The organism is Enterobacter sp. JH25 (assembly GCF_021725435.1).
GTDB lineage: Bacteria > Pseudomonadota > Gammaproteobacteria > Enterobacterales > Enterobacteriaceae > Enterobacter > Enterobacter intestinihominis.
The window spans coordinates 2,978,958-3,003,739 of record NZ_CP091319.1 but is presented as its reverse complement, the minus strand read 5'-3'; the positions used below and the strand labels follow the sequence as shown (position 1 = coordinate 3,003,739).

Sequence of the window (24,782 nt, the reverse complement as noted above, 5' to 3'; positions counted from 1 at the left end):
TATGCGAGGCCAACAAGGTATAATTATGGTCAGCACAACTACTCAGTCGTCCGGTGAATACTTGTTGGAAATGACCGGTGTTAACAAGTCATTCCCCGGTGTTAAGGCGCTCGATAATGTTAATTTAAAAGTTCGTCCTCACTCTATTCATGCGTTAATGGGTGAAAACGGTGCGGGTAAATCAACATTATTAAAATGCCTTTTTGGGATCTATCAAAAAGATTCTGGCAGCATTCTTTTTCAGGGAAAAGAGATCGACTTCCATTCAGCGAAAGAAGCGCTGGAGAACGGTATCTCGATGGTACACCAGGAATTAAACCTGGTTCTGCAACGTTCAGTTATGGATAATATGTGGTTGGGCCGCTATCCAACCAAAGGTGTCTTTGTCGATCAGGATAAAATGTATCGCGACACCAAAGCCATTTTTGATGAGCTGGATATTGATATCGACCCGCGCGCACGCGTCGGGACATTATCGGTTTCCCAGATGCAGATGATCGAAATTGCCAAAGCGTTCTCCTATGATGCGAAAATCGTGATCATGGATGAACCGACATCGTCATTAACGGAAAAAGAGGTTAACCACCTTTTTACCATCATCCGTAAGCTGAAAGATCGCGGCTGCGGCATTGTCTATATCTCACATAAAATGGAAGAGATCTTCCAGCTGTGCGATGAAATTACCATCCTGCGCGATGGCCAGTGGATTGCCACCCAGCCGCTGGAAGGGCTGGACATGGACAAGATCATCGCCATGATGGTTGGCCGTTCATTGAACCAGCGCTTCCCGGATAAAGAAAACAAGCCGGGCGAAGTGATTCTGGAGGTGCGTAACCTGACCTCACTGCGTCAGCCGTCCATCCGCGATGTCTCTTTCGATTTGCACAAGGGCGAGATCCTTGGTATCGCAGGGCTGGTGGGCGCTAAGCGCACCGATATCGTGGAAACCCTGTTTGGTATCCGTGAGAAAGCCGAAGGCACCATTACCCTGCACGGTAAGAAAATCAACAACCATAATGCCAACGAAGCCATTAATAATGGCTTCGCGCTGGTGACGGAAGAGCGGCGTTCCACCGGTATTTACGCTTATCTTGATATTAACTTTAACTCGTTAATTTCTAATATTCGCAATTACAAAAACAAGGTCGGGTTGCTGGATAATTCCCGCATGAAGAGCGATACCCAATGGGTGATTGACTCCATGCGCGTGAAAACGCCGGGCCACCGCACGCAAATTGGCTCACTCTCGGGAGGGAACCAGCAGAAAGTCATTATTGGTCGCTGGCTATTAACCCAGCCTGAAATACTGATGCTGGATGAACCTACGCGCGGTATCGACGTGGGTGCAAAATTCGAGATTTACCAGCTGATCGCAGAGCTGGCGAAAAAAGATAAAGGGATCATTATTATTTCTTCCGAAATGCCGGAATTGTTAGGGATCACAGACCGTATTCTGGTTATGAGCAATGGTCTCGTTGCCGGTATTGTTGAAACCAAAACGACAACGCAAAACGAAATTTTGCGTCTTGCGTCTTTGCACCTTTAAGATCAGGGGCTCCTCATGAGTGCGTTAAATAAAAAAAGTTTTCTCACTTATCTGAAAGAAGGCGGTATTTACGTTGTTCTTTTAGTCTTGCTGGCGATAATTATTTTCCAGGACCCAACGTTCTTAAGTCTGCTGAACTTAAGTAATATTCTGACCCAGTCTTCCGTACGTATTATCATCGCACTGGGCGTGGCTGGGCTCATCGTTACCCAGGGGACAGATCTTTCGGCAGGGCGCCAGGTGGGTCTGGCGGCGGTTATTGCGGCAACCCTGTTGCAGTCGATGGAAAACGCCAACAAGGTGTTCCCGGAGATGGCGACCATGCCGATTTTCGTGGTGATCCTGATCGTATGCGCCATCGGCGCGGTAATTGGCCTGATTAACGGCATCATCATTGCTTACCTGAACGTGACGCCATTCATCACTACGCTTGGCACGATGATCATCGTTTATGGTATCAACTCCCTGTACTACGATTTCGTCGGCGCGTCTCCAATCTCTGGCTTCGAAAGCGGCTTCTCGACCTTCACGCAGGGGTTTGTTGCGCTGGGCAGCTTCCGTCTCTCCTATATCACCTTCTATGCGCTGATTGCGGTGGCGTTCGTCTGGATCCTGTGGAACAAAACCCGCTTCGGTAAAAACATCTTTGCTATCGGGGGTAACCCGGAAGCGGCGAAAGTCTCCGGCGTCAATGTGGCTCTGAACCTGCTGATGATTTATGCCCTGTCCGGTGTGTTCTACGCCTTCGGCGGGATGCTGGAAGCAGGCCGTATCGGCTCTGCCACCAACAACCTCGGCTTTATGTACGAGCTGGATGCGATTGCGGCCTGCGTGGTCGGCGGCGTCTCCTTCAGCGGCGGCGTGGGTACCGTGCTGGGCGTGGTGACCGGTGTGATCATCTTCACCGTGATCAACTACGGCCTGACCTACATCGGCGTGAACCCGTACTGGCAGTACATCATCAAGGGCGCGATCATTATCTTCGCGGTTGCCCTGGATTCACTGAAGTACGCGCGTAAGAAATAAGTTCTTCAGAATGGAAAGGCCCGCTCACGTAGCGGGCCTTTTTTTGCCCGGTGGCGCGACGCTTACCGGGCCTACAAAATCGCGATCGTAGGTCGGGTAAGGCGAAGCCGCCACCCGACATCAGTTATTACTTCTTCTGCATTTCCAGCAGCTGCTCCGGCGTCACCGCCGGATAACCTTGCGCATTTTCAGGCACTTCGTGCATCGTTGGGATCGGCACCAGCGGGCCTAAAAAGCGCGGTTCACGCTTGAACAGGTACAGGTCAGCCAGCGCGCCAAAACGGGCGCCAAACTCACGTACGCGTACGCTCAGCATATCTTTTGGCGACGGCACGGCGTAGCACTGGGCCTGGATCCCCATATGCAGGGCGATAAACAGCGCCCGCTCGCAGTGGAAACGCTGGGTGATGATGATGAAATCATTGGTGTCGAACACCTTGCGGGTACGCACGATGGAATCAAGCGTGCGGAATCCGGCGTAGTCGAGCACGATATCGGCCGGGTCGACGCCTGCGGCAATCAGGTCTTTGCGCATCGTCACCGGCTCGTTATAGCTTTGCAGGGCGTTATCGCCGCTTAACAGCAGATAGTTCACCTTGCCGCTGTTATAGGCGTTCAGTGCGCCCTGAATACGATACCGGTAATACTGATTGATGACGCCGGTGCGGTAATACTTGGCGGTGCCAAGCACCACGCCAACCTGGCGGTAGGGGAGGTCCTGTAGGTCATCAAAAATGTAGGGAGCTGTTTTCCAGCTCATCCAGCGGTCGAGACCCAGCACGATCAACAGCAGTATGCCGACCAGGACAGACAGGCTGTAAAACACGCGCTTTAACATGCAGATGGCTCGTACCGATGATGAAATTTCCCTCAGGCTACTGTACCCGCCTGGTTAGCGCAAGAAACAGCGATTCAACTGAGGGGTTTTTCGTCAGACTGGCGGGCAAATTTGCCCGCCGAACAGATTATGCCAGCAGCACGCGGTCGATGGTTGAACAGCCCAGCGCTTTCAGCGTGGCTGCGGTCGCGTCCCACTGGATCAGCGGTGCATCGGCCTTTTCAGCGAGGATCGCGCGCTGAATATCCGGGTAGTCATACCCGTTCAGGCTGAGCAGGTTCAGGGCGCCCTGGAGCGGAGGCAGCGTCGGGTTAAACGCGGCGTTCTCTGCATAGCTGCCGGTGAAGATGCGGCCGTCGCGGCACTGAAGGGCGACGCCGCTTGGTGATTTGCTGTATGGCGTGTGGCTTTTATTGGCGGCGGCAATGGCCGCTTCGCTGAGCGCATCCCCTGAGAGCGCGTAACCGTGGTCCTGCTCGTCCATCAGCAGGGTTTTGATCTCAAGATCTTTAGGGCCAAAAGCATCCGGCAGGTAATCACCCAGCGTATGCGGCGCGCGTCCCGGCAGGTTGATACGCAGTTCAAGACCGCTGTTCAGCTCATTCATAAACTGGCGGCAGTGGCCGCAAGGGGTATAGTTGACGGTGATGGCGCGCAGGGCCTTTTCGCCGCGCAGCCAGGCGTGACTGATGGCACTCTGCTCCGCATGAACGGTTTGCTGCATGGTCGCACCGAGAAACTCCATGTTCCCGCCGAAGTACCAGGTCCCGCTCACGCCGCGCGCAATTGCGCCTACGTTAAAATGGGAAAGGTCAGCGCGGGCGCAAGCAGCCGCCAGCGGTAGCAGGGCGAAAGCCAGCGCGTCTTCGTCCAGCCCCGTTGCCTGTTTAAGCGTCGTGACCTGATCTGCCGTCAGCAGGGCGGGGAAATGCGCATCCGCCAGAACCGGAGCCAGGGCTGATTGCAAATTCTCTGCAAGCTGAGAGAAAGCAGCTTGAAAACGTGGATGCATGACGTTGCCTCATCAAGGTTAATGGATCGGTAGTGTACGGAGCCGTACGGCCTTTATATGTGATCCAAATCTCATTATGTATGCAACTTATGAAATGAAAATGAAATTTGCGCGACGCATCGCAAATTTTAGCCCATTACTGCCAGAATAATCGGGAAGATAAACGGCGCGAGCAGGGAGGTTATAATCCCGCAGATCACCAGCGCCAGGGAGCTGAATGCCCCTTCCTGATAATCCAGCTCCGCGCAGCGTGCGGTGCCCAGCGCGTGCGAGGCGGTACCCATCGCCAGACCGCGCGCCGCTTTGGTACGAATTTTCATGATATTCAGCAGCGTATGACCAAACACCGCGCCCAGGATACCGACGAAAATCACGCACACGGCGCTGATGGCCGGAATGCCGCCGATACTGCCGCCCACGGCCATGGCAATCGGCGTAGTAACGGATTTAGGCAGAATAGAGGCGGCGATCTGCGGCGATGCGCCCATCAATAAGGCCACCGAGGTACCGGTGATCATCGCAACAAGGCTACCCACAAAGCAGATGGTTATGATGGATTTCCAGCGTGCGCGGATCTGATGCAGTTGCTCATATAAAGGAAACGCCAGCGCCACCACGGCAGGCTGCAACAAATCGTTGAGGATCTTGCTCCCGGCGAAGTAACGTTCATAAGAAATGCCGGTGAGCAGCAGAAAAGGAATAATCACCACCATGGCGACCAGCAGCGGGTTGAGCAACGGCATTTTGAAACGAACCGCAAGCTTACGCGCAGCAAAGAACACCACCAGGGTTAACGGCAGGGACCACCAGATATTCGCCATCATTTTTTTGTTTTCTCCCCGATGACCTTACGTTCGCCATGCACAATGTGTGAGCTCCAGCTGACGACCAGGAAAACTACCAGCGTACTGATGGCGCAGGAGACCACTATCGGGCCGAACTGCGCCTTAAGCACATCGTAATACTGCATAACCCCAACGCCGATAGGCACAAAAAGCAGGGCCATATAGCGAATGAGAACGAAGCACCCCGGGTTGACCCATTTCGCAGGCAGCACCTGTAATGCCAGCAGCACAAACAGGATCAACATGCCGATAATGCTGCCGGGGATGGTAATAGGCAGCAGCGACGCGATAAAAATGCCGGCGTACAGGCAGGCATAAATCAGGACGAAGGCGCGAAGGTATTGCCAGATAGTATTCAGTGATTTGCTCATGGTGAAAGTCCTTGCTGAGACGTATTCATCATACAATTAAACCTGAAAATGTGCCACGGATCACATCATGAATTTTGGGCATACCAGACATTCCAGAATGGAACGCCGGGCTTTCAACATACATGGAGAGCAGCTACTATAGCGCGTCTTTTTTCACAGGTACTCAGAATGCGTGTTTTACTGGCCCCGATGGAAGGCGTGCTCGACTCTCTCGTGCGCGAGCTGCTTACCGAGGTGAACGATTACGATCTCTGCGTGACGGAGTTTTTGCGCGTGGTCGATATGTTGCTGCCAGAAAAATCATTTTATCGTCTCTGTCCGGAACTGCATCGTCAGAGCCGCACCCCCTCCGGTACGCTGGTGCGCGTCCAGCTGCTCGGCCAGTATCCTGAGTGGCTGGCGGAAAACGCCGCCCGCGCGGTAGCGCTTGGCTCGTACGGTGTCGATCTTAACTGCGGCTGTCCGTCAAAGCTGGTCAACGGCAGCGGCGGCGGGGCGACGTTACTCAAAGATCCGGAATTGATTTATCGCGGCGCAAAGGCCATGCGTGAGGCGGTGCCATCGCATCTGCCGGTGACGGTCAAAGTGCGTCTGGGATGGGACAGCGGCGACAAGCAGTTTGAAATTGCCGACGCGGTGCAGCAGGCGGGCGCCACCGAGCTGGTGGTGCACGGGCGAACCAAAGAGGATGGTTATAAAGCCGAGCGCATTAACTGGCAGGCGATTGGCGAGATCCGCAAACGGCTTACTATTCCGGTGATTGCTAACGGCGAAATCTGGGATTATGAGAGCGCGCAGGCCTGCCTCAAAGAGACCGGCTGTAATGCCGTGATGATTGGCCGCGGTGCGCTGAACGTGCCGAACCTCAGCCGGGTGGTGAAATACAATGAGCCGCGGATGCCGTGGGCGGACGTGGTGAAACTCCTGCAAAAATACACGCGGCTGGAAAAGCAGGGCGATACCGGGTTGTATCACGTCGCGCGCATTAAGCAGTGGCTGAGTTATTTACGGAAAGAGTACGACGACGCGCTGGGATTATTTCAGGAGATCCGTACGCTACAGACGTCGGCGGATATTGCCCGTGTGATCCAGTCGAAGCACTGAGTGAAGTGTGAATACGTTTGCCCGGCGCGGAGCCGGGCAAACGTATCAGAAAATCATTTTGAATACGCCGGTTACCACCAGCAGCCCTATCAGAAATATAATCAAAACAGCCCACAATAATATTTTCATTCGCCTCTCCTGCGTATGTCTGTCGTCAGTAAGTGTAGCAGTCAATTCATAATTGGTATGAATAGGTGAAATTAAATCATTCGCTTGGGGAATAAATTTCCGGATATGAAAATGTATAACAATATGCGGATTGCCACGCGTTACTAAAAAACGGAACGTCAGTAAGCGTAAGTTGCGCCTTTATTTTTTTTGAGTTTATGGCGTAATGAAACGTTCTCTTACTTTATCTCTGAGTGCTCCCCTTATTTTTATGCTGTCCGCCTGCGCGCCGGAACATGCCACGGTGTCTCCAGTGAAAACGCAAGCCGCCGCCGCTGCTGTAAATACCCAACTAAGTCATGCCGACTGGCCAAAAAACGAATGGTGGAAAGATTTTAATGACCCTCAGCTTAACGCGCTGATTGCTAAAGCGCTGGCGGATGCACCGGATATGCAAATTGCCCGGCAGCGCATCACCCTGGCAGAAGCACAGGCGAAAGCCGCTGTCGCTGCTGATGGTCCACAAATGGATTTTTCCGCAGATGTGGAACGGCAAAAGATGTCGGCAGAGGGGCTGATGGGGCCATTCGCCCTGACTGACCCGGCGGCGGGGACAACCGGACCCTGGTACACCAACGGCACCTTTGGTCTGACGGCCGGATGGGATCTGGATTTATGGGGTAAAAACCGCGCCCAAATTGAGGTCCGCATCGGTAAAGTGAATGCGCAAAAAGCGGAGCTGGAGCAGACCCGACAGCTGCTCGCCAGCAGCGTCGCGCGGCTGTACTGGGACTGGCAGACCGAGGCCGCGGTGGGTGACGTGCTCGCGCAGATCAAACGGGAGCAGGAAAATATCATCGGTGCCGATCGTGAGCTTTATCAGCACGGCATTACCTCCTCGGTGGAAGGCGTTGAAACAGATATCAATGCCAGCAAAACCGATGAACAGCTCGCTGACGTGCACGGCAAAATGAAGGCCATTGAGGCGCGTCTGAATGCATTGACCAATACCCCTTCAGTCACGCTCGCCCGGCATGCCTTACCTGACGCAGAGGCGTCGCTGCCGTCAACGCTCGGTTATGAGCTGCTGGCTCGCCGCCCGGATTTGCAGGAGGCGCACTGGTATATCGAAGCGTCCATGAGCGAAGTGGATGCCGCCAGAGCCGCGTTCTACCCTGACATCAATTTGATGGCGTTCTTGCAGCAGGATGCGTTGCACCTTAGCGACCTGTTCCGCTCATCTGCTCAGCAAATGGGCGTAACCGCGGGGCTGACGCTGCCAATTTTTGACAGTGGTCGGTTGAATGCGAACCTGGATATCGCCCAGGCGCAAAACAACCTCTCCGTGGCGAACTACAATAAGGCCGTAGTGGACGCCGTAAACCAGGTTGCCCGGACGGCCAGCGAAGTGGAAACCCTGACCGCCAAAAATCAGCACCAGCAGCAGATCGAAAAAGATGCGGCGCGCGTCGTTGCGCTGGCACAGGCGCGCTTCAGCGCGGGGATCATTGCCGGCTCGCGGGTGAGTGAAGCAAAAATTCCGGCGCTCAAAGAGCGTATTGCCGGGTTGATGCTGAAAGGTCAGTACGTGGATGCTACGCTCCAGCTCACCTCCGCGCTGGGTGGCGGATATCATCACAGCTAAAATCGCGCATTATCTATACTTACCTCTTTGCAGATTTTCAGGAGGTGAGTATGACGCGAGTCGCAATTGTTACCGCATCGGATTCAGGAATTGGCAAAACGACGGCCCTGATGCTGGCCGAACGCGGGTTTGATATCGGGGTGACCTGGCATTCAGATGAGGAAGGGGCGCTGGCAACCTGCCGTGAAATTGAAGCGCGCGGGCAGCGTGCCGAGGCCATCCAGCTCGACTTAAGCAATTTGCCGGAAGGCGCAAAGGCCATTGAAACCCTGATTACGCGTTTCGGGCGGCTGGATGTGCTGGTTAACAATGCCGGGGCGATGAACAAAGCGCCATTTCTGGACCTGTCGTTTGACGACTGGCGGCACATATTCACCGTTGACGTGGACGGCGCGTTTCTCTGCTCGCAAATCGCGGCGCGTCAGATGGTGAAGCAGGGAGAAGGGGGGCGGATCGTGAACATCACCTCGGTGCATGAACATACACCATTGCCGGACGCCAGCGCCTATACGGCGGCCAAACATGCCCTGGGCGGGTTAACAAAGTCGATGGCGCTGGAGCTGGTTAAACATAAGATTCTGGTGAACGCCGTTGCGCCTGGTGCGATCGCCACGCCGATGAATGATATGGACGACAGCGAAGTGAAAGAAGGCTCAATGCCGGAAATCCCGCTGGCACGGCCAGGGCATACCAAAGAAATAGCCAGCCTGGTGGCGTGGCTGTGTGACAGCGACGCCAGCTACACCACCGGGCAGTCGTTTATCGTCGACGGTGGTTTTATGCTGGCGAATCCGCAGTTTAAGCCAGCAGAATAAACATTCCCCTCACCCCAGCCCTCTCCCCAAAGGGGAGAGGGTGTATAGAGTTCCCTCTCCCCTTTGGGGAGAGGGGTAGGGTGAGGGGCAGCAGGCCGCACTCACTCTTCATCCCGCCGCTTTTCACGATGCTTGAGCCACAGCCGTACCCCAATCACCACCGCAACAACCAGGATCAACCAGGCCCAGTGTTTAAGATGCTGATCGAGATTATGCAGCCACGGGCCGATCACTTCGCCACCCACGTAGCCAAGCGTGGTAAAAATCAGCGCCCAGGCAATCGCCCCGATAATGTTCAGCGGCAGGAAAATTTTCGGCGGTAAGCGGCTCGCGCCAATCAGTATTGGCCCAATGATGCGAAAGCCATACATAAAGCGGGTGCCAATCACAAACATATAGGGATGCCGATGGATAAGCCGCTGAGCACGACGAATTTTCTTTTGATGCTTAGCAAAACGTTGTAAAAGCGTCGGACCAAAGCGCAGACCCAGAAAGTAGAGCAGCTGGTCGCCAATCATACCGCCCAGTGCGACGGCGGCGACCACCAGCGGGAATTTCAGCAATCCCTGATGTGCGGCCACTCCGCCCAGCAGCGTGATGGTTTCACCCTCTGCCACGCTGCCGATGACCAGCGCGGCGTATCCATATTGTTCAATAAGACCGTTGATATCCATTAAGTAAATGTCGTCTCCCTTACTGTGCCTGCGTTAATCATATACCCCATCCATCAACCACGCGGCAATCAACGGAAATTTCCCACTGTACATAAAATAATCTAAAGCCTGCATTATACTTTAGCTATCGCTGACGGGCCGACAACAAGGGGGCGTTATGAACCATGTCTGGGGACTTTTCTCCCATCCCGATCGTGAAATGCAGGTCATCCGTAACGAGAACGAAACGGTCGCGCATCACTACACCCACCACGTCCTGCTGATGGCAGCGGTGCCGGTGGTCTGCGCGTTTATTGGTACTACGCAAATAGGCTGGAACTTTGGTGACGGCACCGTGGTTCAGCTTTCCTGGTTTACCGGACTGTACCTGGCCATTCTGTTTTATGGCCTGATGCTGGCCGGGGTGGCGGTAATGGGGCGGGTCATCCACTGGATGGCGCGCAACTATCCGCAACGCCCGTCGCTGGCACACTGTATGGTCTTCGCCGGATACGTCGCGACCCCGCTGTTCTTAAGCGGTATTGTTGCGCTCTATCCACTGGTCTGGCTGTGCGCGCTGATCGGTACGGTTGCCCTCTTTTACACCGGTTATCTGCTGTATGTAGGAGTGCCAACCTTCCTCAACATCAATAAAGAAGAGGGCCTGAGCTTCTCCAGCTCTACGCTTGCCATCGGCGTGCTGGTCCTTGAGGCGCTACTGGCCCTGACAGTTATTCTTTGGGGTTATGGATACCGTCTCTTTTAAGTCCCCTGCATTGCTGGCGTAAATGCCAGCAATGCAGCATCTGGTTATGATTCTCCGCTGGCGACAACGCACGGTGACCGCTATGATGCCGAAGCCAGCCTGTGTTTATCCGTCGACACAGGCGGTGTACGTCATAACGTGCGTGAATCATTATCAGAAGTCTCATCATGCTGAAATTTCGAGTGTCACTCCTTAGTCTTGCGCTACTGTTGGGCGTCTCCGCTACCGCGCCAGCCATCGCCAAAACGCCCGCAGTTGCCACCGCTGCTGCGCAACCCCAGATTGCGTCCGGCAGCGCGATGATCGTTGACCTGAATACCAACAAGGTGATCTACGCCAGTCACCCGGATCTGGTGCGCCCGATCGCTTCCATAACCAAAGTCATGACCGCGATGGTGGTGCTTGATGCACGACTGCCGCTGGACGAAAAGCTAAAAGTGGATATCAGCCACACGCCAGAGATGAAAGGGATCTACTCTCGCGTGCGTCTGAACAGTGAAATCAGCCGTAAAAATATGCTGCTGTTGGCGCTGATGTCCTCAGAGAACCGCGCGGCGGCGAGCCTTGCCCACCATTATCCTGGCGGTTACGACGCGTTTATCCGCGCGATGAATGCCAAAGCCAAAGCGCTGGGGATGAAAAATACCCATTTCGTGGAGCCAACCGGTCTGTCGATCCATAACGTCTCGACGGCGCGTGATTTAACCAAGCTGCTGATCGCCAGTAAGCAATACCCGCTGATTGGTCAGCTCAGCACCACGCGTGAGGAGATGGCGACATTCTCGAACCCGGCGTATACGCTGCCGTTCCGCAACACTAACCATCTGGTGTATCGCGATAACTGGAATATTCAGTTAACCAAGACCGGATTCACCAATGCGGCAGGGCACTGCCTGGTGATGCGCACCGTGTTTAATGGTAAACCAGTGGCGCTGGTGGTGATGGATGCCTTCGGCAAATATACCCACTTTGCGGATGCCAGCCGCCTGCGCACCTGGATTGAAACCGGGAAAGTGCAACCGGTGCCGGCTTCAGCGCTGGCGTATAAAAAGCAGAAAGCGGAACAGATGGCGACGGCGCAGAACGACTGAGTCGCCTGTCTGTGCCGGGTGGCGGCTTCGCCTGACCCGGCCTACGGCCCTAAAGCGGCCCCGATACGTAGGCCCGGTAAGCGGAGTGCCACCGGGCGAAAGCGCCTACTCCGGCAGCGTCCAGTCACCATCGTTGAGTGGACGCTGCATGATCAACGTATCCCGCCAGTCGCCCTTCTTATACCCCACGCTGCGCAGTTGACCGACAACCTCGAAGCCATGTTTTTTATGCAGCCGTAACGATCCCGCATTATTGTTTCCGTCACCGACCACAGCAATCATCTGCCGCCAGGGACCTTGCTCACACCGTGCAATCAGGGCATCCATCAGCGCCGAGCCAAACCCGCGCCCGGTGGTGCTGGCATCCACATAGATGGATTCCTCAAGGGTGTACCGGTAGGCCTGACGTGGACGATAAAACGTGGCGTAGCAGTAGCCGACGACAATGCCGCGATACAGCGCAACCAGCCACGGTAAACCGCTGTCGGTCACACTCTTCATCCGCTGACGCATCTCATCGACGGTGGGGGGAACTTCCTCGAAGGACGCACGGCCATGAAGCACATGCCAGGCGTATATCGCCGAGATGGCATGTGCATCGTCAGGAAGGGCGTCGCGCACCTCGATTTCAGTTTCGGGTAAAATCTCTACAGCCGACATGTTCTGCCCGCTCCTTGTTTGGAAAGCCAGAGAAACGTTTCTCTGGCAACAGGCAGATACTCTAGTACGATTGAGGAGAGCTTAACAATCTCTTAAATTTGGCTATAGGCGTTCATCAGAGGCTTGCGTATTGTGCTCCTCTGTTTCGGCACTCTCTTTCCAGTATTTCTTCCGCGTTGTCTTACCAATGCCGGGGTTCATACTGTTTGTAGGGTCATTTTTGCGATAAAACTGTTTAAGCGTCTCCGGCGCTTTGTACAAATGCCCCACGTTGTGCTCGGCAGGATATTGCGCGCCACGCTCGTGCAGCAACGCCAGCATCTGCTCTTTCAACGCATGCGCATCCACCCCTTTTTTGACGATGTAATCCTGGTGGAAGACATAGCACATGAAGTGGCCGTAATAGAGCTTGTGCACCAGCTTGCTGTCAATCTCCGGCGGCAGATGTTCAAACCACTCGGTATCGTTGCGACGCAGGGCAATATCCAGCGCCAGAATATCCTCTACCTCTTCGGAATGCACAGCCTGATAACGGATAGCCGCACCCGCCGCGGCGAAGCGGTGCAGGAAGGCTTTGCTGCCTTCTTCCGGCGTGCAGGCGAAGAAATCCCCGTCGGCAGTTTTGAAGAACTCGGTGAGCCAGCTCTGCGCTTCGGCAATTCCGTCCCCGGCCATTTTCAGCAGCAGGTGGTGCTCATACTTATCGCGCCAGGTCTTCATCCGCTCCGGTAAATGCGCCGGGAAGGCGTTGCCCAGTTTCTGCATAAAGCGGTCGGTGAAGTGCGGTTTGAACAGCGACACTTTCTCCAGCATCGCGTCGGTGCGGCCCTTCATGGTGAAGAAGAACGGCATTTTGTCGGTGCCGAGCTTGTCGATCATCAGGAAGGTATCTTTGCCGTAGCGCTCAGCGATGTCATAAATGTCCCGGTGCATATACTCGCCCGCCACCGGCAGGTGAGTGAACTCGGCCAGAATATGACGGCGGATCTCCGTCAGCACCTCCGGCTGATTGGTGCCAATGTAAAACACCTGCTGCTTTTTCTCTGCCGGGAAGGTATCGAGGCGCACCGCAAAAACGGCCAGCTTGCCCGCGCAGCCGGAGGATTCAAACAGGCGATCCGGATCGGCGTTATAGCGCGCTGGCGTATCGGCATTGATATCGCGCACGCGGGTGATGTAATCGTGGTCATGCGCGTGACGGCCATCGTGCTGAACGTCTTCGTCCTTCACGCGGTCATCGTCAAGTTTGCTGAGGATCTGCTCTGGCGTTACACCCAGATCGATCCCCAAATGGTTAACCAGCGTCAGCTTGCCATTTTCATCGATACGGGCAAACAGCGACATCTCCGTGTAGGCCGGGCCGCGCTGCACCAGCGAGCCGCCGGAGTTATTGCAGATCCCGCCGATCACCGAGGCACCAATGCACGAAGAGCCGATCACCGAGTGCGGTTCGCGACCCAGCGGCTTAAGCGCCTTTTCCAGCGAGTAGAGCGTGGTGCCGGGGAAGGCGAGTACCTGTTCGCCCTTGTCCAGCAGGTGCAGTTTGTCGAGGCGCAGGGTGCTGATAATCACGATGTCACGATCGTAATCGTTGCCGTTCGGCGTGGAGCCTTCAGTCAGGCCGGTGTTAGCAGCCTGCATTAAAATAATCTTGTCTGCCGCAACGCAGGCGCTGAGCACGCGCCACAGTTCGAGCAACGTACCGGGGAAGACCACCGCCAGCGCGTCGCCCTGGCCGGAGCGAAAGCCCTTACGGTAGCGGGCGGTTTTGGCCGGGTCGGTAAGCAGGTGAGAGTGACCAACCAGGCGCGACAGTTCGTTAATAAAAGTAGTGTTATCGTTAGTTCGAACAGAAGACATCTTCCACTCCTTGTGGTGGGGCAAATTTCTCGCTGTAAAGCATAGCGCGATTAGCCGTTGAGCGGTCGGGTATTCATGAGAAAAATCAGAGAATAACCCTGCAAGGTTTTCAGGCTTTGTGGCACACTGCGCTTTTCGCACGGTCTGGCCGGGTGCTTCCCGCGGTTATTGATGAGAGAGAATAACAACATGAAATGGCTATGTTATGTAGGTGTCGCCGTCAGCCTGGCGCTGCAACCTGCGCTGGCAGAGGATTTGTTTGGTAATCACCCGCTCACGCCTGAAGCCCGCGACGCCTTTGTCACGGATTTACTCAAAAAGATGACGGTCGATGAGAAAATCGGCCAGCTGCGCCTGATCAGCGTCGGCCCGGATAACCCGAAAGAAGCCATTCGCGAGATGATCAAAGACGGGCAGGTAGGAGCCATTTTTAACACCGTTACCCGCCAGGATATCCGCAAAATGCAGGATCAGGTGATGGAACTGAGCCGCCTGAAAATTCCGCTGTTCTTCGCCTACGACGTGGTGCACGGCCAGCGTACCGTCTTCCCGATTAGCTTCGGCTTAGCCTCCTCCTTTAACCTCGATGCGGTGAAAACCGTCGGGCGCGTATCGGCATATGAAGCCGCAGACGACGGCCTGAACATGACCTGGGCGCCGATGGTAGACGTCTCCCGCGATCCGCGCTGGGGCCGTGCTTCGGAGGGCTTTGGTGAAGATACCTGGTTAACCGCCACGATGGGCAAAACCATGGTGGAAGCGATGCAGGGCAAAAGTCCGGCAGATCGTTACTCGGTGATGACCAGCGTCAAGCACTTCGCCGCCTATGGCGCGGTGGAAGGCGGCAAAGAGTACAACACCGTGGACATGAGTCCGCAGCGCCTGTTTAACGACTATATGCCGCCGTACAAAGCGGGGCTGGACGCAGGCAGCGGCGCGGTGATGGTGGCGTTGAACTCTCTCAACGGCACGCCTGCCACCTCCGATTCGTGGCTGCTGAAAGATGTGCTGCGCGACCAGTGGGGCTTCAAGGGCATCACCGTTTCGGATCACGGGGCGATTAAAGAGCTGATCAAGCACGGCACAGCGTCTGACCCGGAAGATGCGGTACGCGTGGCACTCAAGTCCGGGATCAACATGAGCATGAGCGACGAATACTACAGCAAATACCTGCCGGGGCTGGTGAAGAGCGGCAAGGTGACGATGGCGGAGCTGGACGATGCCGCTCGCCACGTGCTGAACGTGAAATATGACATGGGGCTGTTTAACGATCCTTACAGCCATCTGGGGCCGAAGGAGTCTGACCCGGCGGACACCAATGCTGAAAGCCGCCTGCACCGCAAAGAAGCCCGCGAAGTGGCGCGCGAAAGCCTGGTGCTGCTGAAAAACCGTCTCGACACGCTGCCGCTGAAAAAATCCGGCACCATTGCCGTGGTCGGTCCGCTGGCCGACAGCAAGCGTGACGTCATGGGCAGCTGGTCCGCCGCAGGCGTGGCGGATCAGTCCGTTACCGTGCTGACAGGCATTAAGAGCGCTGTGGGTGATAATGCAAAAGTGGTTTACGCCAAAGGCGCAAACGTCACCGACGATAAAGACATCGTGACCTTCCTCAACCAGTATGAGGAAGCGGTGAAGGTGGATCCACGCACGCCGAAAGAGATGATCGACGAAGCGGTTAACGCCGCGAAGCAGTCCGACGTGGTGGTTGCCGTGGTGGGTGAAGCGCAGGGGATGGCGCACGAAGCCTCCAGCCGGACCGACATCACTATCCCGCAAAGCCAGCGTGACCTGATCGCGGCCCTGAAAGCCACCGGCAAGCCGCTGGTGCTGGTGCTGATGAACGGGCGTCCGCTGGCGCTGGTGAAAGAAGACCAGCAGGCTGACGCCATTCTGGAAACCTGGTTCGCCGGTACCGAAGGCGGTAACGCCATTGCCGACGTGCTGTTTGGCGATTACAACCCGTCCGGCAAGCTGCCGATGTCCTTCCCGCGCTCCGTCGGGCAGATCCCGGTTTACTACAGCCACCTGAACACCGGTCGTCCGTACAACGCCGACAAGCCGAACAAGTACACGTCCCGTTACTTCGACGAGGCTAACGGCCCGCTCTATCCGTTTGGCTATGGCCTGAGCTACACCACGTTTAAGGTCTCTGACGTGAAAATGTCGGCGCCGACCCTGAAGCGTGACGGCAAAGTGACCGCCAGCGTGGAAGTGACCAACAGCGGCAAACGCGAAGGCGCGACGGTGATCCAGATGTACGTTCAGGATGTCACGGCCTCCATGAGCCGTCCGGTGAAACAGCTGCGCGGCTTCGAAAAGGTCAACCTGAAACCGGGCGAAACCAAAACGGTCAGCTTCCCGATTGACGTAAATGCGCTGAAGTTCTGGAATCAGCAGATGAAATACGATGCCGAGCCTGGCAAATTCAACGTCTTCATCGGCGTGGATTCCGCCCGCGTGAACAAAGCCGAGTTCGAACTGCAATAATCTTACCTTTCTCCCTATCCCCCGCCTGGCGGGGGATGCCTCTCATCTGGTACGAAAAACGGTTAAATTCACTGTTTTAAGCTACGCTTTTCTCTCAAGCCTATGAAAAAGGCCACAAAATAATGAGGAAAGTAGAATGACGATTATTAAGGGGATAACAGGGTCGGCGGTGCTACTGGCGGCGCTGAGCCTGCCGTTACAGGCCGCAGAGCCGGTTAAGGTGGGTTCCAAAATTGATACCGAGGGCGCGTTGCTCGGCAATATCATTTTGCAGGTGCTCGAAAGCCACGGCGTGAAAACGGTCAATAAAGTGCAGCTTGGCACCACGCCTGTCGTGCGCGGTGCTATCACTTCCGGCGAGCTGGATATCTACCCGGAATACACCGGCAACGGGGCATTCTTCTTCAAGGATGAAAACGATCCGGCCTGGAAAAATGCCAAAGCCGGGTACGAAAAAGTCAAAAAGCTGGACGCGGAAAAAAATAAGCTGGTCTGGCTTACACCGGCACCGGCCAACAACACCTGGACCATCGCGGTGCGCAAAGATATCGCCGAGAAAGGCAAGCTCACCTCGCTTGACGATCTCAGCCGCTACCTGAAAGAGAAGGGCGAGTTTAAGCTCGCGGCCTCGGCAGAGTTTATCGAGCGCGCTGATGCCCTGCCAGCGTTTGAAAAAGCTTATGATTTCAAGCTCGATCAGGCACAGCTACTCTCTCTGGCGGGCGGCGACACGGCGGTGACCATTAAGGCGGCGGCGCAGAAAACCTCCGGCGTCAACGCGGCGATGGCTTACGGCACCGACGGCCCGGTCGCGGCGCTTGGTCTGCAAACCCTGACCGACCCGAAAGGCGTTCAGCCAATTTACGCCCCAACCCCGGTCGTGCGCGAGGCGGTGCTGAAAGCCTACCCGGATATCGACGATTGGCTCAAACCGGTGTTTGAAAAACTGGATGCGAAAACGCTGCAACAGCTGAATGCCAGCATTGCCGTAGAGGGGCTGGATGCCAAAAAAGTGGCTGCCGACTTCCTGAAACAACAAGGGCTTGTGAAGTAACGGGATAAGGCTGTGCCAATAAAATGTCATAACCGCGTCCTGCTGCTGTTGGTCTGTATGGCCATCGTGGCGGTCGCGTTACCTTTTGTGAATGTCGCGCCAAACCGTCTGGTGTCGGGCGAACCGCGCGCGCTGTGGCAGATCTGGGCATTTACGCCGCTGCTGCTGGGCGCGGCGCTGGCGAGTACCGTAGTCTTAGCCTTCTGGCCGGGGCGAACCGCGCTGTGGCTGACGCTTCTGCTCAGCGAAGCGCTGTTTATCGTACTGTTCTGGAGCGCAGGACAGGCGGCAACGCAGATGGCCTCGGTTGAAAGCCCGCTGGCGCGCACGTCGATTGGCAGCGGCCTGTGGCTGTGGCTGGCACTCTGCCTGCTGGCCTGTAGCGATGCCATTCGCCGCCTGACGCCGATACCTGTGTGGCGCTGGCTGCTGAACGCGCAATTCTGGGTGATTCCCCTGCTGATCCTCTTCAGCGGCGAGCTGAATCAACTCTCGCTGTTAAAAGAGTACGTCAACCGTCAGGAGGTGTTTGACAACGCGCTGGCGCAACATCTGACGATCCTGTTCGGGACGCTGGTCCCGGCGCTGCTGCTGGGCGTGCCGCTGGGCATGTGGTGCTACCGACATCCCAGCCGCCAGGGTGCCGTCTTTACCGTGCTCAACGTTATTCAGACCATCCCCTCCGTTGCCCTGTTTGGCCTGCTGATTGCCCCCCTCGCCGGTCTGGTTAAATCCTTCCCTGCGTTGGCCGCGGCAGGCATTGCCGGAACCGGGCTGACCCCGGCGCTGATTGCCCTTGTGTTGTATGCGCTGCTGCCACTGGTGCGCGGCGTGGTGGCGGGGTTAAGCCAGGTTCCGCCCGACGTGCTGGAAAGCGCCCATGCGATGGGGATGAGTGCGCGCCAGTGTTTCTGGAAAATACAGCTGCCGCTTGCGCTTCCGCTGCTTGTTCGCAGCCTGCGGGTGGTGACGGTGCAAACCGTTGGGATGGCGGTAATTGCCGCGCTGATCGGGGCGGGCGGCTTTGGGGCGCTGGTGTTCCAAGGGCTGCTCAGCAGCGCGCTGGATCTGGTGTTGCTGGGCGTTGTGCCCACGATTGCGCTGGCGGTCGTGCTGGATGCCTTATTTGCCCTGTGGCTCGCGCTGCTCAGGAGAAGAGCCAATGATTGAATTTCATGATGTGAGTAAAACCTTTGCGGGCCGTCCGGCGGCAAGCCATCTCAATCTGCATTTTGCCGAGGGGGCGTTCTCGGTATTGATCGGGACGTCGGGGTCGGGAAAATCGACGACGCTGAAGATGATCAATCGGCTGGTGGAGCACGACAGCGGGACGATTCGCTTTGCCGGAGAGGAGATCCGCAGCCTGCCGGTGCTGGAGCTGCGGCGGCGTATGGGCTACGCCATTCAGTCCATCGGCCTGTTTCCCCACTGGACGGTGGCGCAGAACATTGCCACCGTGCCACAGCTGGAAAAATGGTCCCGGGGGAAGATCAATGAGCGTGTCGACGAGTTGATGGCGTTGCTGGGCCTGGACGCGTCGCTTCGCGACCGCTACCCGCACCAGCTTTCCGGCGGACAACAGCAGCGGGTCGGGGTGGCGCGCGCGCTGGCCGCTAACCCGCAGGTACTGCTGATGGATGAGCCCTTCGGCGCGCTGGATCCGGTCACCCGCGGCGCACTTCAGGCCGAGATGAGCCGCATCCACCGTATTCTCGGGCGCACCATCGTGCTGGTGACGCATGATATCGACGAAGCACTGCGGCTGGCCGATCGTCTGGTACTGATGGATCACGGCGAAGTCGTCCAGCAGGGTACGCCGCTTGAGCTGTTAACGTCGCCGGCAAACGATTTTGTGCGTGAGTTCTTTGGCCGCAGCGAGCTGGGTGTCAGGCTGCTCTCGCTGCGCACCGTCAGGGACTATCTGCGTCCGCAGGATGCGCAAATCGGTGGTGAACCGCTGCATGACGGGATGAGCCTGCGCGATGCCCTTTCGGCGTTTGTCGCCCGGCAGTGTGAGGTGTTACCCGTTGCGGACGGGCAGGGGACACCATGCGGGACGATCCATTTTCGCGATCTGCTGGCGGGGGAGGTGACGCGTGAAGTGGGTCCGTGATCCGTTACTCTGGCTGACAGGGCTGTTTATCGCCTTACTCTACCTGATGCCGCACAGCGCGGCGCTGTTTAATGCGCTTATTCCCGGGCTGCCGCGCCCGGTGTACCAGCAGGAGAGCTTTGTTAATCTCACCCTGGCGCACTTCTGGCTGGTAGCGGCGTCAAGCGTGATTGCCATCGTGCTGGGCACAGGTGCCGGTATTGCGGTGACGCGGCCTGCGGGCAGGGAGTTCCGTCCGCTGGTGGAGACCATCGCCGCAACGGGGCAGACCTTCCCGCCGGTGGCCGTGCTGGCGATTGCCGTGCCGGCGATCGGTTTTGGGCAGGAGCCTGCCATCATTGCGCTGATCTTGTACGGCGTGTTGCCCATTCTGCAAGGGACGCTGGCGGGCATTGCGGCGGTGCCTGCATCGGTGCTGAGCGTAGCGGAAGGGATGGGAATGAGCGCCTGGCAGCGGCTGCTGAAGGTTGAACTGCCGCTGGCCGCACCGGTGATTATTGCCGGTGTGCGGACGTCCGTGATCATCAACATTGGTACGGCAACCATCGCGTCGACGGTCGGGGTCAATACGCTGGGGACGCCAATCATTATTGGGTTAAGCGGGTTTAACACGGCTTATATTATTCAGGGGGCGGTTCTGGTTGCGCTGGCGGCGATTGTGGTGGATCGCCTGTTTGAACGCCTGGCCGGATACCTCAGCCAACACCGCCGCGAACAATAAACGAGTAACCTGCAAGCATAACGCCACCGATACCGCTGACGGCCATCAGTGCAAAAAGGGTAATTACGGCCAGTTTCGTTGCCTTCATCATGTGCTCCTGTTGTTAACGGAACAATTATACGGTGAAGCGCAGCTGTTAATGAACCATTAAATGCCGTTACAACGCATTTGGCCCCAGCGAGTAAACGGGATAACCATGTTCGCGCCATTCCGTGAGGAGCTGCTGTTGGGAAGCGGAGGGGACTTCGCCACACCAGACCAGCAGCGTCTGCCCCTCAAACAGTTCCGGCCTGAGCTGTGCCAGGGAGTGTGCAAGCACGTCAACGCGCCAGCCTTGCTGGGTGGCAATCCAGGCTTCGAGCCACAGCCGGGTAGTATCGTGGACGTTCCAGCCGATCACCAGCGCATCTTTGCTGTTTTTATTCCGCGCTGAGGCAAGACAGACGGAAATATAGTTAATCAGCACGCCATCAAGCATGCTGAGCAGTGCCTGTAAGGTGGTTTGCTGACACTGAAGCCGACGCCGTAGGGGAATAAAAAGATGGGTGATCAGGGTTTGCGCGGGGTAGTCTCGACCCTGTTCTTTGATCCAGCCGCGCAGACGCTGCAAATTGCCGGTCTGCAACAGCCTCAGCAGCGTTTCCTGCTGCTCGCGCCAGAGATGCTGCGTATCAGGATCGTCCTGGCTCAGAAGCGACTTCACCTTGCCGACCTGTACGCCATTGTCGATCCAGCTTTTGATCTCGCGGATCCGGTCAATATCCGCATCGTTAAACAGGCGGTGCCCGCCGTCCGTTCTTTGCGGCTTAAGCAATCCATACCGTCGCTGCCACGCCCGTAGCGTAACGGGATTGATATCACACAGGAGTGCCACTTCACCTATCGTGTAAAGCGCCATTTTCGCCCCCAGGCTTGCGCGTCCCCAGCTTAACTGTAGACCCACTTTGCGGAACCAGGAAGATTTGATTCTTTTTTGTACAAATTATACGAAAGACAGGTTATCTCCGGCAAAAGGTGTGATGACGGACACGATTTATCGCTTTTTTGGCACGTTTCAAAGAAAGTTAACCGCCATCAGTGTATGTTACGCGTTTTTAGAATGTGCGGTTTGTGAGTATGTACGAGTTTAATCTGGTGCTGCTGTTGCTTCAGCAGATGTGCGTGTTTCTTGTCATCGCCTGGTTGATGAGCAAAACGCGCCTGTTCATTCCGCTGATGCAGGTCACCGTCCGTCTGCCGCACAAATTCCTCTGCTACGTCGTATTTTCCATATTCTGCATTATGGGGACCTGGTTTGGTCTCCATATTGAAGATTCCATCGCCAATACGCGCGCCATTGGCGCGGTAATGGGCGGGCTGCTCGGAGGCCCGGTCGTGGGCGGTCTGGTGGGGTTAACCGGCGGCCTGCACCGCTATTCGATGGGCGGTATGACGGCACTAAGCTGCATGATCTCCACCATTGTCGAAGGGCTACTCGGTGGTCTCGTCCACAGCTATATGATTAAGCGCGGACGGCCGGATAAAGTGTTCAGTCCCCTTACCGCCGGGGCGATTACCTTCGTGGCGGAAATGGCGCAGATGGCGATCATCCTGCTGATCGCGCGCCCGTTTGACGATGCGTTACATCTGGTCAGCAGCATTGCCGCACCGATGATGGTCACCAATACCGTTGGTGCGGCGCTGTTTATGCGCATTCTGCTCGACAAACGCGCCATGTTCGAAAAATACACCTCGGCATTTTCTGCCACCGCATTAAAAGTTGCGGCGTCGACGGAAGGGATCCTGCGGCAGGGATTCAACGAGGAGAACAGCATGAAGGTGGCGCAGGTGCTGTATAAAGAGCTGGATATCGGGGCCGTGGCGATTACCGATCGCGAAAAGTTGCTGGCGTTTACCGGTACCGGGGACGACCACCATCTTCCAGGTAAGCCGATCTCCTCGGCCTACACTTTGCGCGCTATTGAAACGGGTGAAGTGGTGTATGCCGACGGGAATGAAGTGCCGTACCGCTGTTCCCTGCATCCGCAGTGCAAACTTGGCTCTACGCTGGTTATTCCCCTGCGGGGCGAAAACCAGCGCGTCATGGGCACCATTAAGCTTTACGAAGCCAAAAATCGCCTGTTCAGCTCCATCAACCGCACGCTGGGGGAGGGTATCGCCCAGCTGCTTTCGGCGCAAATCCTGGCGGGGCAGTATGAACGGCAAAAAGCGCTGCTGACGCAGTCAGAAATTAAGCTCCTGCACGCTCAGGTGAATCCGCATTTCCTGTTTAACGCGCTCAACACGCTGAAGGCGGTGATCCGCCGCGACAGCGATCAGGCCGCGCAGCTGGTGCAATTTCTGTCGACATTTTTCCGCAAAAACCTGAAGCGTCCCTCGGAGATCGTCACCCTCGCGGACGAGATTGAGCATGTAAACGCCTATCTGCAAATTGAAAAAGCGCGCTTCCAGTCACGTTTACAGGTGTCGTTATCCGTCCCGGATGAGCTGGCGTATCAGCATCTTCCGGCCTTTACCCTGCAACCGATTGTGGAGAACGCCATTAAGCATGGGACGTCGCAGCTGCTGGGAACCGGAGAAATCATGATTTCCGCTTCCCGTTTTAACCACCATCTTGTACTGGATATTGAAGATAACGCGGGGCTGTATGAAGCCTCCGCGTCAGGCGGTCTGGGCATGAGCCTGGTGGATAAGCGCCTGCGCGCACATTTTGGTGATGACTGCGGTATCACCGTCGCCTGTGAGCCAGACCGCTATACCCGAATTACCTTACGATTGCCGCTGGAGGAGAACGCATGTTAAGAGTGCTGATTGTTGATGATGAGCCGTTAGCACGGGAAAACCTGCGTGTCCTGTTGCAGGAGCAGAGTGATATTGAGGTCGTGGGGGAATGCGCCAATGCCATTGAAGGCATCGGTGCTGTGCATAAACTGCGCCCGGACGTGCTGTTCCTCGATATTCAGATGCCGCGCATCAGCGGTCTGGAGATGGTCGGCATGCTCGACCCGGAGCACCGTCCCTATATCGTCTTTCTGACGGCCTTTGATGAGTACGCGGTAAAGGCGTTTGAAGAGCACGCGTTTGATTATCTGCTGAAACCGATTGAAGAGAAACGCCTTGAAAAGACCCTGACCCGTCTGCGCCAGGAGCGTACCGCGCAGGACGTGACGCTGCTGCCGGAGCATCAGCAGCCCCTGAAGTTTATCCCCTGTACCGGGCACAGCCGGATTTACCTCCTGCAAATGGACGACGTTGCCTTTGTCAGCAGTCGTCTGAGCGGGGTATACGTCACCAGCGCCGAAGGTAACGAAGGCTTTACCGAGCTTACGTTACGCACGCTGGAGAGCCGCACGCCGCTGATTCGCTGTCATCGACAGTATCTGGTGAACATGGCGCACCTGAAGGAGATCCGCCTGGAAGATAACGGCCAGGCCGAACTGGTGCTACGTGCAGGGCAAACCGTGCCCGTCAGTCGTCGCTATCTGAAAAGTTTGAAAGAGGCGATAGGGCTGTAAAACTGGTACACTGCGCGCCATTGCATCATCGACATTCGAAGGCTCTATGCTAAGTAACGATATTCTTCGTAGCCTGCGCTACACCCTGAAAGCGAACAATAATGACATGGTGCGCATTCTTGCGCTCTCCGACATGGAATCCACGTCCGCCGGGTTCGACACCTGGATGACTAAAGAAGATGAAGAGGGTTTTGTTCGCTGCCCGGACATCATTCTGTCGGGCTTCCTGAACGGCCTGATCTACGACAAGCGCGGCAAAGATGAATCTGCGCCTGAGCTGGCGCTTGAGCGTCGGGTGAATAACAACACGGTGCTGAAAAAGCTGCGTATTGCGTTCTCCCTGAAAACTGACGACATTCTGGCGATCATGACCGAGCAGAAATTTCGCGTATCGATGCCGGAAATCACCGCCATGATGCGCGCGCCGGATCATAAAAATTACCGCGAGTGTGGGGATCAGTTTCTGCGTTATTTCCTGCGTGGGTTGACGCAGCGGGTGCATAACCAGAAGGGGTGATTTTTAGCCGGGTGGCGGCCTCGCCTTACCCGGCC

The 24,782-nt window shown here is 56.1% G+C and carries 25 protein-coding genes; 15 read left to right on the top strand and 10 right to left on the bottom strand.

The features are described 5' to 3' along the window. Positions 1-25: 25 nt before the first annotated feature. Positions 26-1,546: a galactose/methyl galactoside ABC transporter ATP-binding protein MglA gene (gene mglA, locus L2Y28_RS14385; RefSeq protein ID WP_003859320.1), complete on the top strand. Its 1,521-nt coding sequence runs from the start codon at positions 26-28 to the stop codon at positions 1,544-1,546. Between the two features lie 15 nt (positions 1,547-1,561). After that, positions 1,562-2,572, top strand: a complete 1,011-nt coding sequence (mglC, locus tag L2Y28_RS14380; protein WP_022648694.1) for a galactose/methyl galactoside ABC transporter permease MglC — start codon at positions 1,562-1,564, stop codon at positions 2,570-2,572. Positions 2,573-2,699: 127 nt separating this feature from the next. Here the strand turns inward: mglC and sanA are convergent, their stop codons facing one another. From sanA to L2Y28_RS14360, 4 genes are all read right to left on the bottom strand, one after another. After that, a complete protein-coding gene (gene sanA, locus L2Y28_RS14375; RefSeq protein WP_022648693.1) occupies positions 2,700-3,410 on the bottom strand; it encodes an outer membrane permeability protein SanA in 711 nt (236 codons plus the stop codon). 127 nt (positions 3,411-3,537) lie between these two features. Then, positions 3,538-4,422, bottom strand: coding sequence for a cytidine deaminase (cdd, locus tag L2Y28_RS14370; protein WP_022648692.1), 885 nt, complete (start codon positions 4,420-4,422; stop codon positions 3,538-3,540). 128 nt (positions 4,423-4,550) lie between these two features. Then, the gene (locus L2Y28_RS14365) at positions 4,551-5,246 is read right to left on the bottom strand and encodes a CidB/LrgB family autolysis modulator (RefSeq protein ID WP_022648691.1); all 696 of its coding nucleotides are present in this window, start codon (positions 5,244-5,246) and stop codon (positions 4,551-4,553) included. Then, positions 5,243-5,638: a CidA/LrgA family protein gene (locus tag L2Y28_RS14360; RefSeq protein WP_022648690.1), complete on the bottom strand. Its 396-nt coding sequence runs from the start codon at positions 5,636-5,638 to the stop codon at positions 5,243-5,245. Before L2Y28_RS14360 ends, L2Y28_RS14365 begins: the two co-directional genes overlap by 4 nt. Positions 5,639-5,806: 168 nt before the next feature. On the opposite strand from L2Y28_RS14360, the gene dusC reads away from it, so the two are divergent. Continuing rightward, complete coding sequence (gene dusC, locus L2Y28_RS14355) at positions 5,807-6,742, top strand: tRNA dihydrouridine(16) synthase DusC (RefSeq protein ID WP_022648689.1); 936 nt, start codon at positions 5,807-5,809, stop codon at positions 6,740-6,742. Between the two features lie 45 nt (positions 6,743-6,787). On the opposite strand, the gene yohP is transcribed toward dusC, so the two are convergent. Continuing rightward, positions 6,788-6,871 carry a small membrane protein YohP gene (gene yohP / locus L2Y28_RS14350; protein WP_071785213.1) on the bottom strand — a complete coding sequence of 28 codons (84 nt, stop codon included), beginning with the start codon at positions 6,869-6,871 and terminating at the stop codon, positions 6,788-6,790. A 205-nt stretch (positions 6,872-7,076) separates the two neighbouring features. Between yohP and mdtQ the strand changes: the two genes are divergently transcribed. Then, positions 7,077-8,495, top strand: coding sequence for a multidrug resistance outer membrane protein MdtQ (gene mdtQ / locus L2Y28_RS14345; protein WP_022648688.1), 1,419 nt, complete (start codon positions 7,077-7,079; stop codon positions 8,493-8,495). 50 nt (positions 8,496-8,545) lie between these two features. Further along, positions 8,546-9,310, top strand: a complete 765-nt coding sequence (locus L2Y28_RS14340) for an SDR family oxidoreductase (protein ID WP_022648687.1) — start codon at positions 8,546-8,548, stop codon at positions 9,308-9,310. A 101-nt stretch (positions 9,311-9,411) separates the two neighbouring features. Here the strand turns inward: L2Y28_RS14340 and L2Y28_RS14335 are convergent, their stop codons facing one another. Beyond that, positions 9,412-9,984, bottom strand: coding sequence for a DedA family protein (locus L2Y28_RS14335; protein WP_236919554.1), 573 nt, complete (start codon positions 9,982-9,984; stop codon positions 9,412-9,414). 157 nt (positions 9,985-10,141) lie between these two features. Between L2Y28_RS14335 and L2Y28_RS14330 the strand changes: the two genes are divergently transcribed. Together L2Y28_RS14330 and pbpG are read left to right on the top strand one after the other, a co-directional pair. Further along, positions 10,142-10,729, top strand: coding sequence for a Yip1 family protein (locus L2Y28_RS14330; RefSeq protein ID WP_003859296.1), 588 nt, complete (start codon positions 10,142-10,144; stop codon positions 10,727-10,729). Between the two features lie 167 nt (positions 10,730-10,896). Continuing rightward, positions 10,897-11,820, top strand: a complete 924-nt coding sequence (gene pbpG, locus L2Y28_RS14325) for a D-alanyl-D-alanine endopeptidase (protein ID WP_006811291.1) — start codon at positions 10,897-10,899, stop codon at positions 11,818-11,820. A 105-nt stretch (positions 11,821-11,925) separates the two neighbouring features. Here the strand turns inward: pbpG and L2Y28_RS14320 are convergent, their stop codons facing one another. Beyond that, positions 11,926-12,480 carry a GNAT family N-acetyltransferase gene (locus L2Y28_RS14320; protein WP_022648685.1) on the bottom strand — a complete coding sequence of 185 codons (555 nt, stop codon included), beginning with the start codon at positions 12,478-12,480 and terminating at the stop codon, positions 11,926-11,928. Between the two features lie 102 nt (positions 12,481-12,582). Next, entirely contained in the window at positions 12,583-14,340 is a 1,758-nt protein-coding gene (dld, locus tag L2Y28_RS14315; RefSeq protein WP_023330164.1) for a D-lactate dehydrogenase, read from the bottom strand. Between the two features lie 189 nt (positions 14,341-14,529). Between dld and bglX the strand changes: the two genes are divergently transcribed. The 5 genes from bglX to L2Y28_RS14290 all read left to right on the top strand — a co-directional run bounded on the left by bglX (position 14,530) and on the right by L2Y28_RS14290 (position 20,715). Further along, on the top strand, positions 14,530-16,827 hold the full coding sequence (gene bglX / locus L2Y28_RS14310) for a beta-glucosidase BglX (RefSeq protein WP_022648683.1): 2,298 nt from the start codon (positions 14,530-14,532) through the stop codon (positions 16,825-16,827). A gap of 136 nt (positions 16,828-16,963) precedes the next feature. After that, complete coding sequence (locus L2Y28_RS14305; RefSeq protein ID WP_022648682.1) at positions 16,964-17,881, top strand: ABC transporter substrate-binding protein; 918 nt, start codon at positions 16,964-16,966, stop codon at positions 17,879-17,881. Positions 17,882-17,893: 12 nt separating this feature from the next. After that, positions 17,894-19,051 carry an ABC transporter permease gene (locus tag L2Y28_RS14300; RefSeq protein WP_022648681.1) on the top strand — a complete coding sequence of 386 codons (1,158 nt, stop codon included), beginning with the start codon at positions 17,894-17,896 and terminating at the stop codon, positions 19,049-19,051. After that, on the top strand, positions 19,044-19,994 hold the full coding sequence (locus L2Y28_RS14295; RefSeq protein WP_022648680.1) for an ABC transporter ATP-binding protein: 951 nt from the start codon (positions 19,044-19,046) through the stop codon (positions 19,992-19,994). Before L2Y28_RS14300 ends, L2Y28_RS14295 begins: the two co-directional genes overlap by 8 nt. Beyond that, positions 19,978-20,715, top strand: a complete 738-nt coding sequence (locus L2Y28_RS14290) for an ABC transporter permease (RefSeq protein ID WP_022648679.1) — start codon at positions 19,978-19,980, stop codon at positions 20,713-20,715. Before L2Y28_RS14295 ends, L2Y28_RS14290 begins: the two co-directional genes overlap by 17 nt. Here the strand turns inward: L2Y28_RS14290 and L2Y28_RS14285 are convergent. Further along, positions 20,690-20,803, bottom strand: coding sequence for a protein YohO (locus L2Y28_RS14285; protein WP_022648678.1), 114 nt, complete (start codon positions 20,801-20,803; stop codon positions 20,690-20,692). The genes L2Y28_RS14290 and L2Y28_RS14285 overlap by 26 nt on opposite strands. A 69-nt stretch (positions 20,804-20,872) precedes the next feature. Continuing rightward, positions 20,873-21,613: an HTH-type transcriptional regulator MlrA gene (mlrA, locus tag L2Y28_RS14280; RefSeq protein WP_022648677.1), complete on the bottom strand. Its 741-nt coding sequence runs from the start codon at positions 21,611-21,613 to the stop codon at positions 20,873-20,875. A gap of 218 nt (positions 21,614-21,831) precedes the next feature. On the opposite strand from mlrA, the gene L2Y28_RS14275 reads away from it, so the two are divergent. The 3 genes from L2Y28_RS14275 to L2Y28_RS14265 are packed head-to-tail and all read left to right on the top strand — an operon-like array spanning position 21,832 to position 24,747. Continuing rightward, a complete protein-coding gene (locus L2Y28_RS14275; protein WP_003859271.1) occupies positions 21,832-23,517 on the top strand; it encodes a sensor histidine kinase in 1,686 nt (561 codons plus the stop codon). Then, positions 23,511-24,230 (top strand): two-component system response regulator BtsR, encoded by a 720-nt coding sequence (btsR, locus tag L2Y28_RS14270; protein WP_022648676.1) that lies wholly within the window; start codon positions 23,511-23,513, stop codon positions 24,228-24,230. The genes L2Y28_RS14275 and btsR overlap by 7 nt, the downstream gene beginning before the upstream one ends. A 46-nt stretch (positions 24,231-24,276) precedes the next feature. Next, complete coding sequence (locus L2Y28_RS14265; protein WP_015572337.1) at positions 24,277-24,747, top strand: DUF1456 family protein; 471 nt, start codon at positions 24,277-24,279, stop codon at positions 24,745-24,747. Positions 24,748-24,782 lie beyond the last annotated feature (35 nt).

Excerpts from the sequence above, each read along its gene's own strand:
- mglA (WP_003859320.1), top strand. The coding sequence starts at position 26 with ATGGTCAGCACAACTACTCAGTCGTCCGGTGAATACTTGTTGGAAATG.
- mglC (WP_022648694.1), top strand. The coding sequence starts at position 1,562 with ATGAGTGCGTTAAATAAAAAAAGTTTTCTCACTTATCTGAAAGAAGGC.
- sanA (WP_022648693.1), bottom strand. The coding sequence starts at position 3,410 with ATGTTAAAGCGCGTGTTTTACAGCCTGTCTGTCCTGGTCGGCATACTG.
- cdd (WP_022648692.1), bottom strand. The coding sequence starts at position 4,422 with ATGCATCCACGTTTTCAAGCTGCTTTCTCTCAGCTTGCAGAGAATTTG.
- L2Y28_RS14365 (WP_022648691.1), bottom strand. The coding sequence starts at position 5,246 with ATGATGGCGAATATCTGGTGGTCCCTGCCGTTAACCCTGGTGGTGTTC.
- L2Y28_RS14360 (WP_022648690.1), bottom strand. The coding sequence starts at position 5,638 with ATGAGCAAATCACTGAATACTATCTGGCAATACCTTCGCGCCTTCGTC.
- dusC (WP_022648689.1), top strand. The coding sequence starts at position 5,807 with ATGCGTGTTTTACTGGCCCCGATGGAAGGCGTGCTCGACTCTCTCGTG.
- yohP (WP_071785213.1), bottom strand. The coding sequence starts at position 6,871 with ATGAAAATATTATTGTGGGCTGTTTTGATTATATTTCTGATAGGGCTG.
- mdtQ (WP_022648688.1), top strand. The coding sequence starts at position 7,077 with ATGAAACGTTCTCTTACTTTATCTCTGAGTGCTCCCCTTATTTTTATG.
- L2Y28_RS14340 (WP_022648687.1), top strand. The coding sequence starts at position 8,546 with ATGACGCGAGTCGCAATTGTTACCGCATCGGATTCAGGAATTGGCAAA.
- L2Y28_RS14335 (WP_236919554.1), bottom strand. The coding sequence starts at position 9,984 with ATGGATATCAACGGTCTTATTGAACAATATGGATACGCCGCGCTGGTC.
- L2Y28_RS14330 (WP_003859296.1), top strand. The coding sequence starts at position 10,142 with ATGAACCATGTCTGGGGACTTTTCTCCCATCCCGATCGTGAAATGCAG.
- pbpG (WP_006811291.1), top strand. The coding sequence starts at position 10,897 with ATGCTGAAATTTCGAGTGTCACTCCTTAGTCTTGCGCTACTGTTGGGC.
- L2Y28_RS14320 (WP_022648685.1), bottom strand. The coding sequence starts at position 12,480 with ATGTCGGCTGTAGAGATTTTACCCGAAACTGAAATCGAGGTGCGCGAC.
- dld (WP_023330164.1), bottom strand. The coding sequence starts at position 14,340 with ATGTCTTCTGTTCGAACTAACGATAACACTACTTTTATTAACGAACTG.
- bglX (WP_022648683.1), top strand. The coding sequence starts at position 14,530 with ATGAAATGGCTATGTTATGTAGGTGTCGCCGTCAGCCTGGCGCTGCAA.
- L2Y28_RS14305 (WP_022648682.1), top strand. The coding sequence starts at position 16,964 with ATGACGATTATTAAGGGGATAACAGGGTCGGCGGTGCTACTGGCGGCG.
- L2Y28_RS14295 (WP_022648680.1), top strand. The coding sequence starts at position 19,044 with ATGATTGAATTTCATGATGTGAGTAAAACCTTTGCGGGCCGTCCGGCG.
- L2Y28_RS14285 (WP_022648678.1), bottom strand. The coding sequence starts at position 20,803 with ATGAAGGCAACGAAACTGGCCGTAATTACCCTTTTTGCACTGATGGCC.
- mlrA (WP_022648677.1), bottom strand. The coding sequence starts at position 21,613 with ATGGCGCTTTACACGATAGGTGAAGTGGCACTCCTGTGTGATATCAAT.
- L2Y28_RS14275 (WP_003859271.1), top strand. The coding sequence starts at position 21,832 with ATGTACGAGTTTAATCTGGTGCTGCTGTTGCTTCAGCAGATGTGCGTG.
- btsR (WP_022648676.1), top strand. The coding sequence starts at position 23,511 with ATGTTAAGAGTGCTGATTGTTGATGATGAGCCGTTAGCACGGGAAAAC.
- L2Y28_RS14265 (WP_015572337.1), top strand. The coding sequence starts at position 24,277 with ATGCTAAGTAACGATATTCTTCGTAGCCTGCGCTACACCCTGAAAGCG.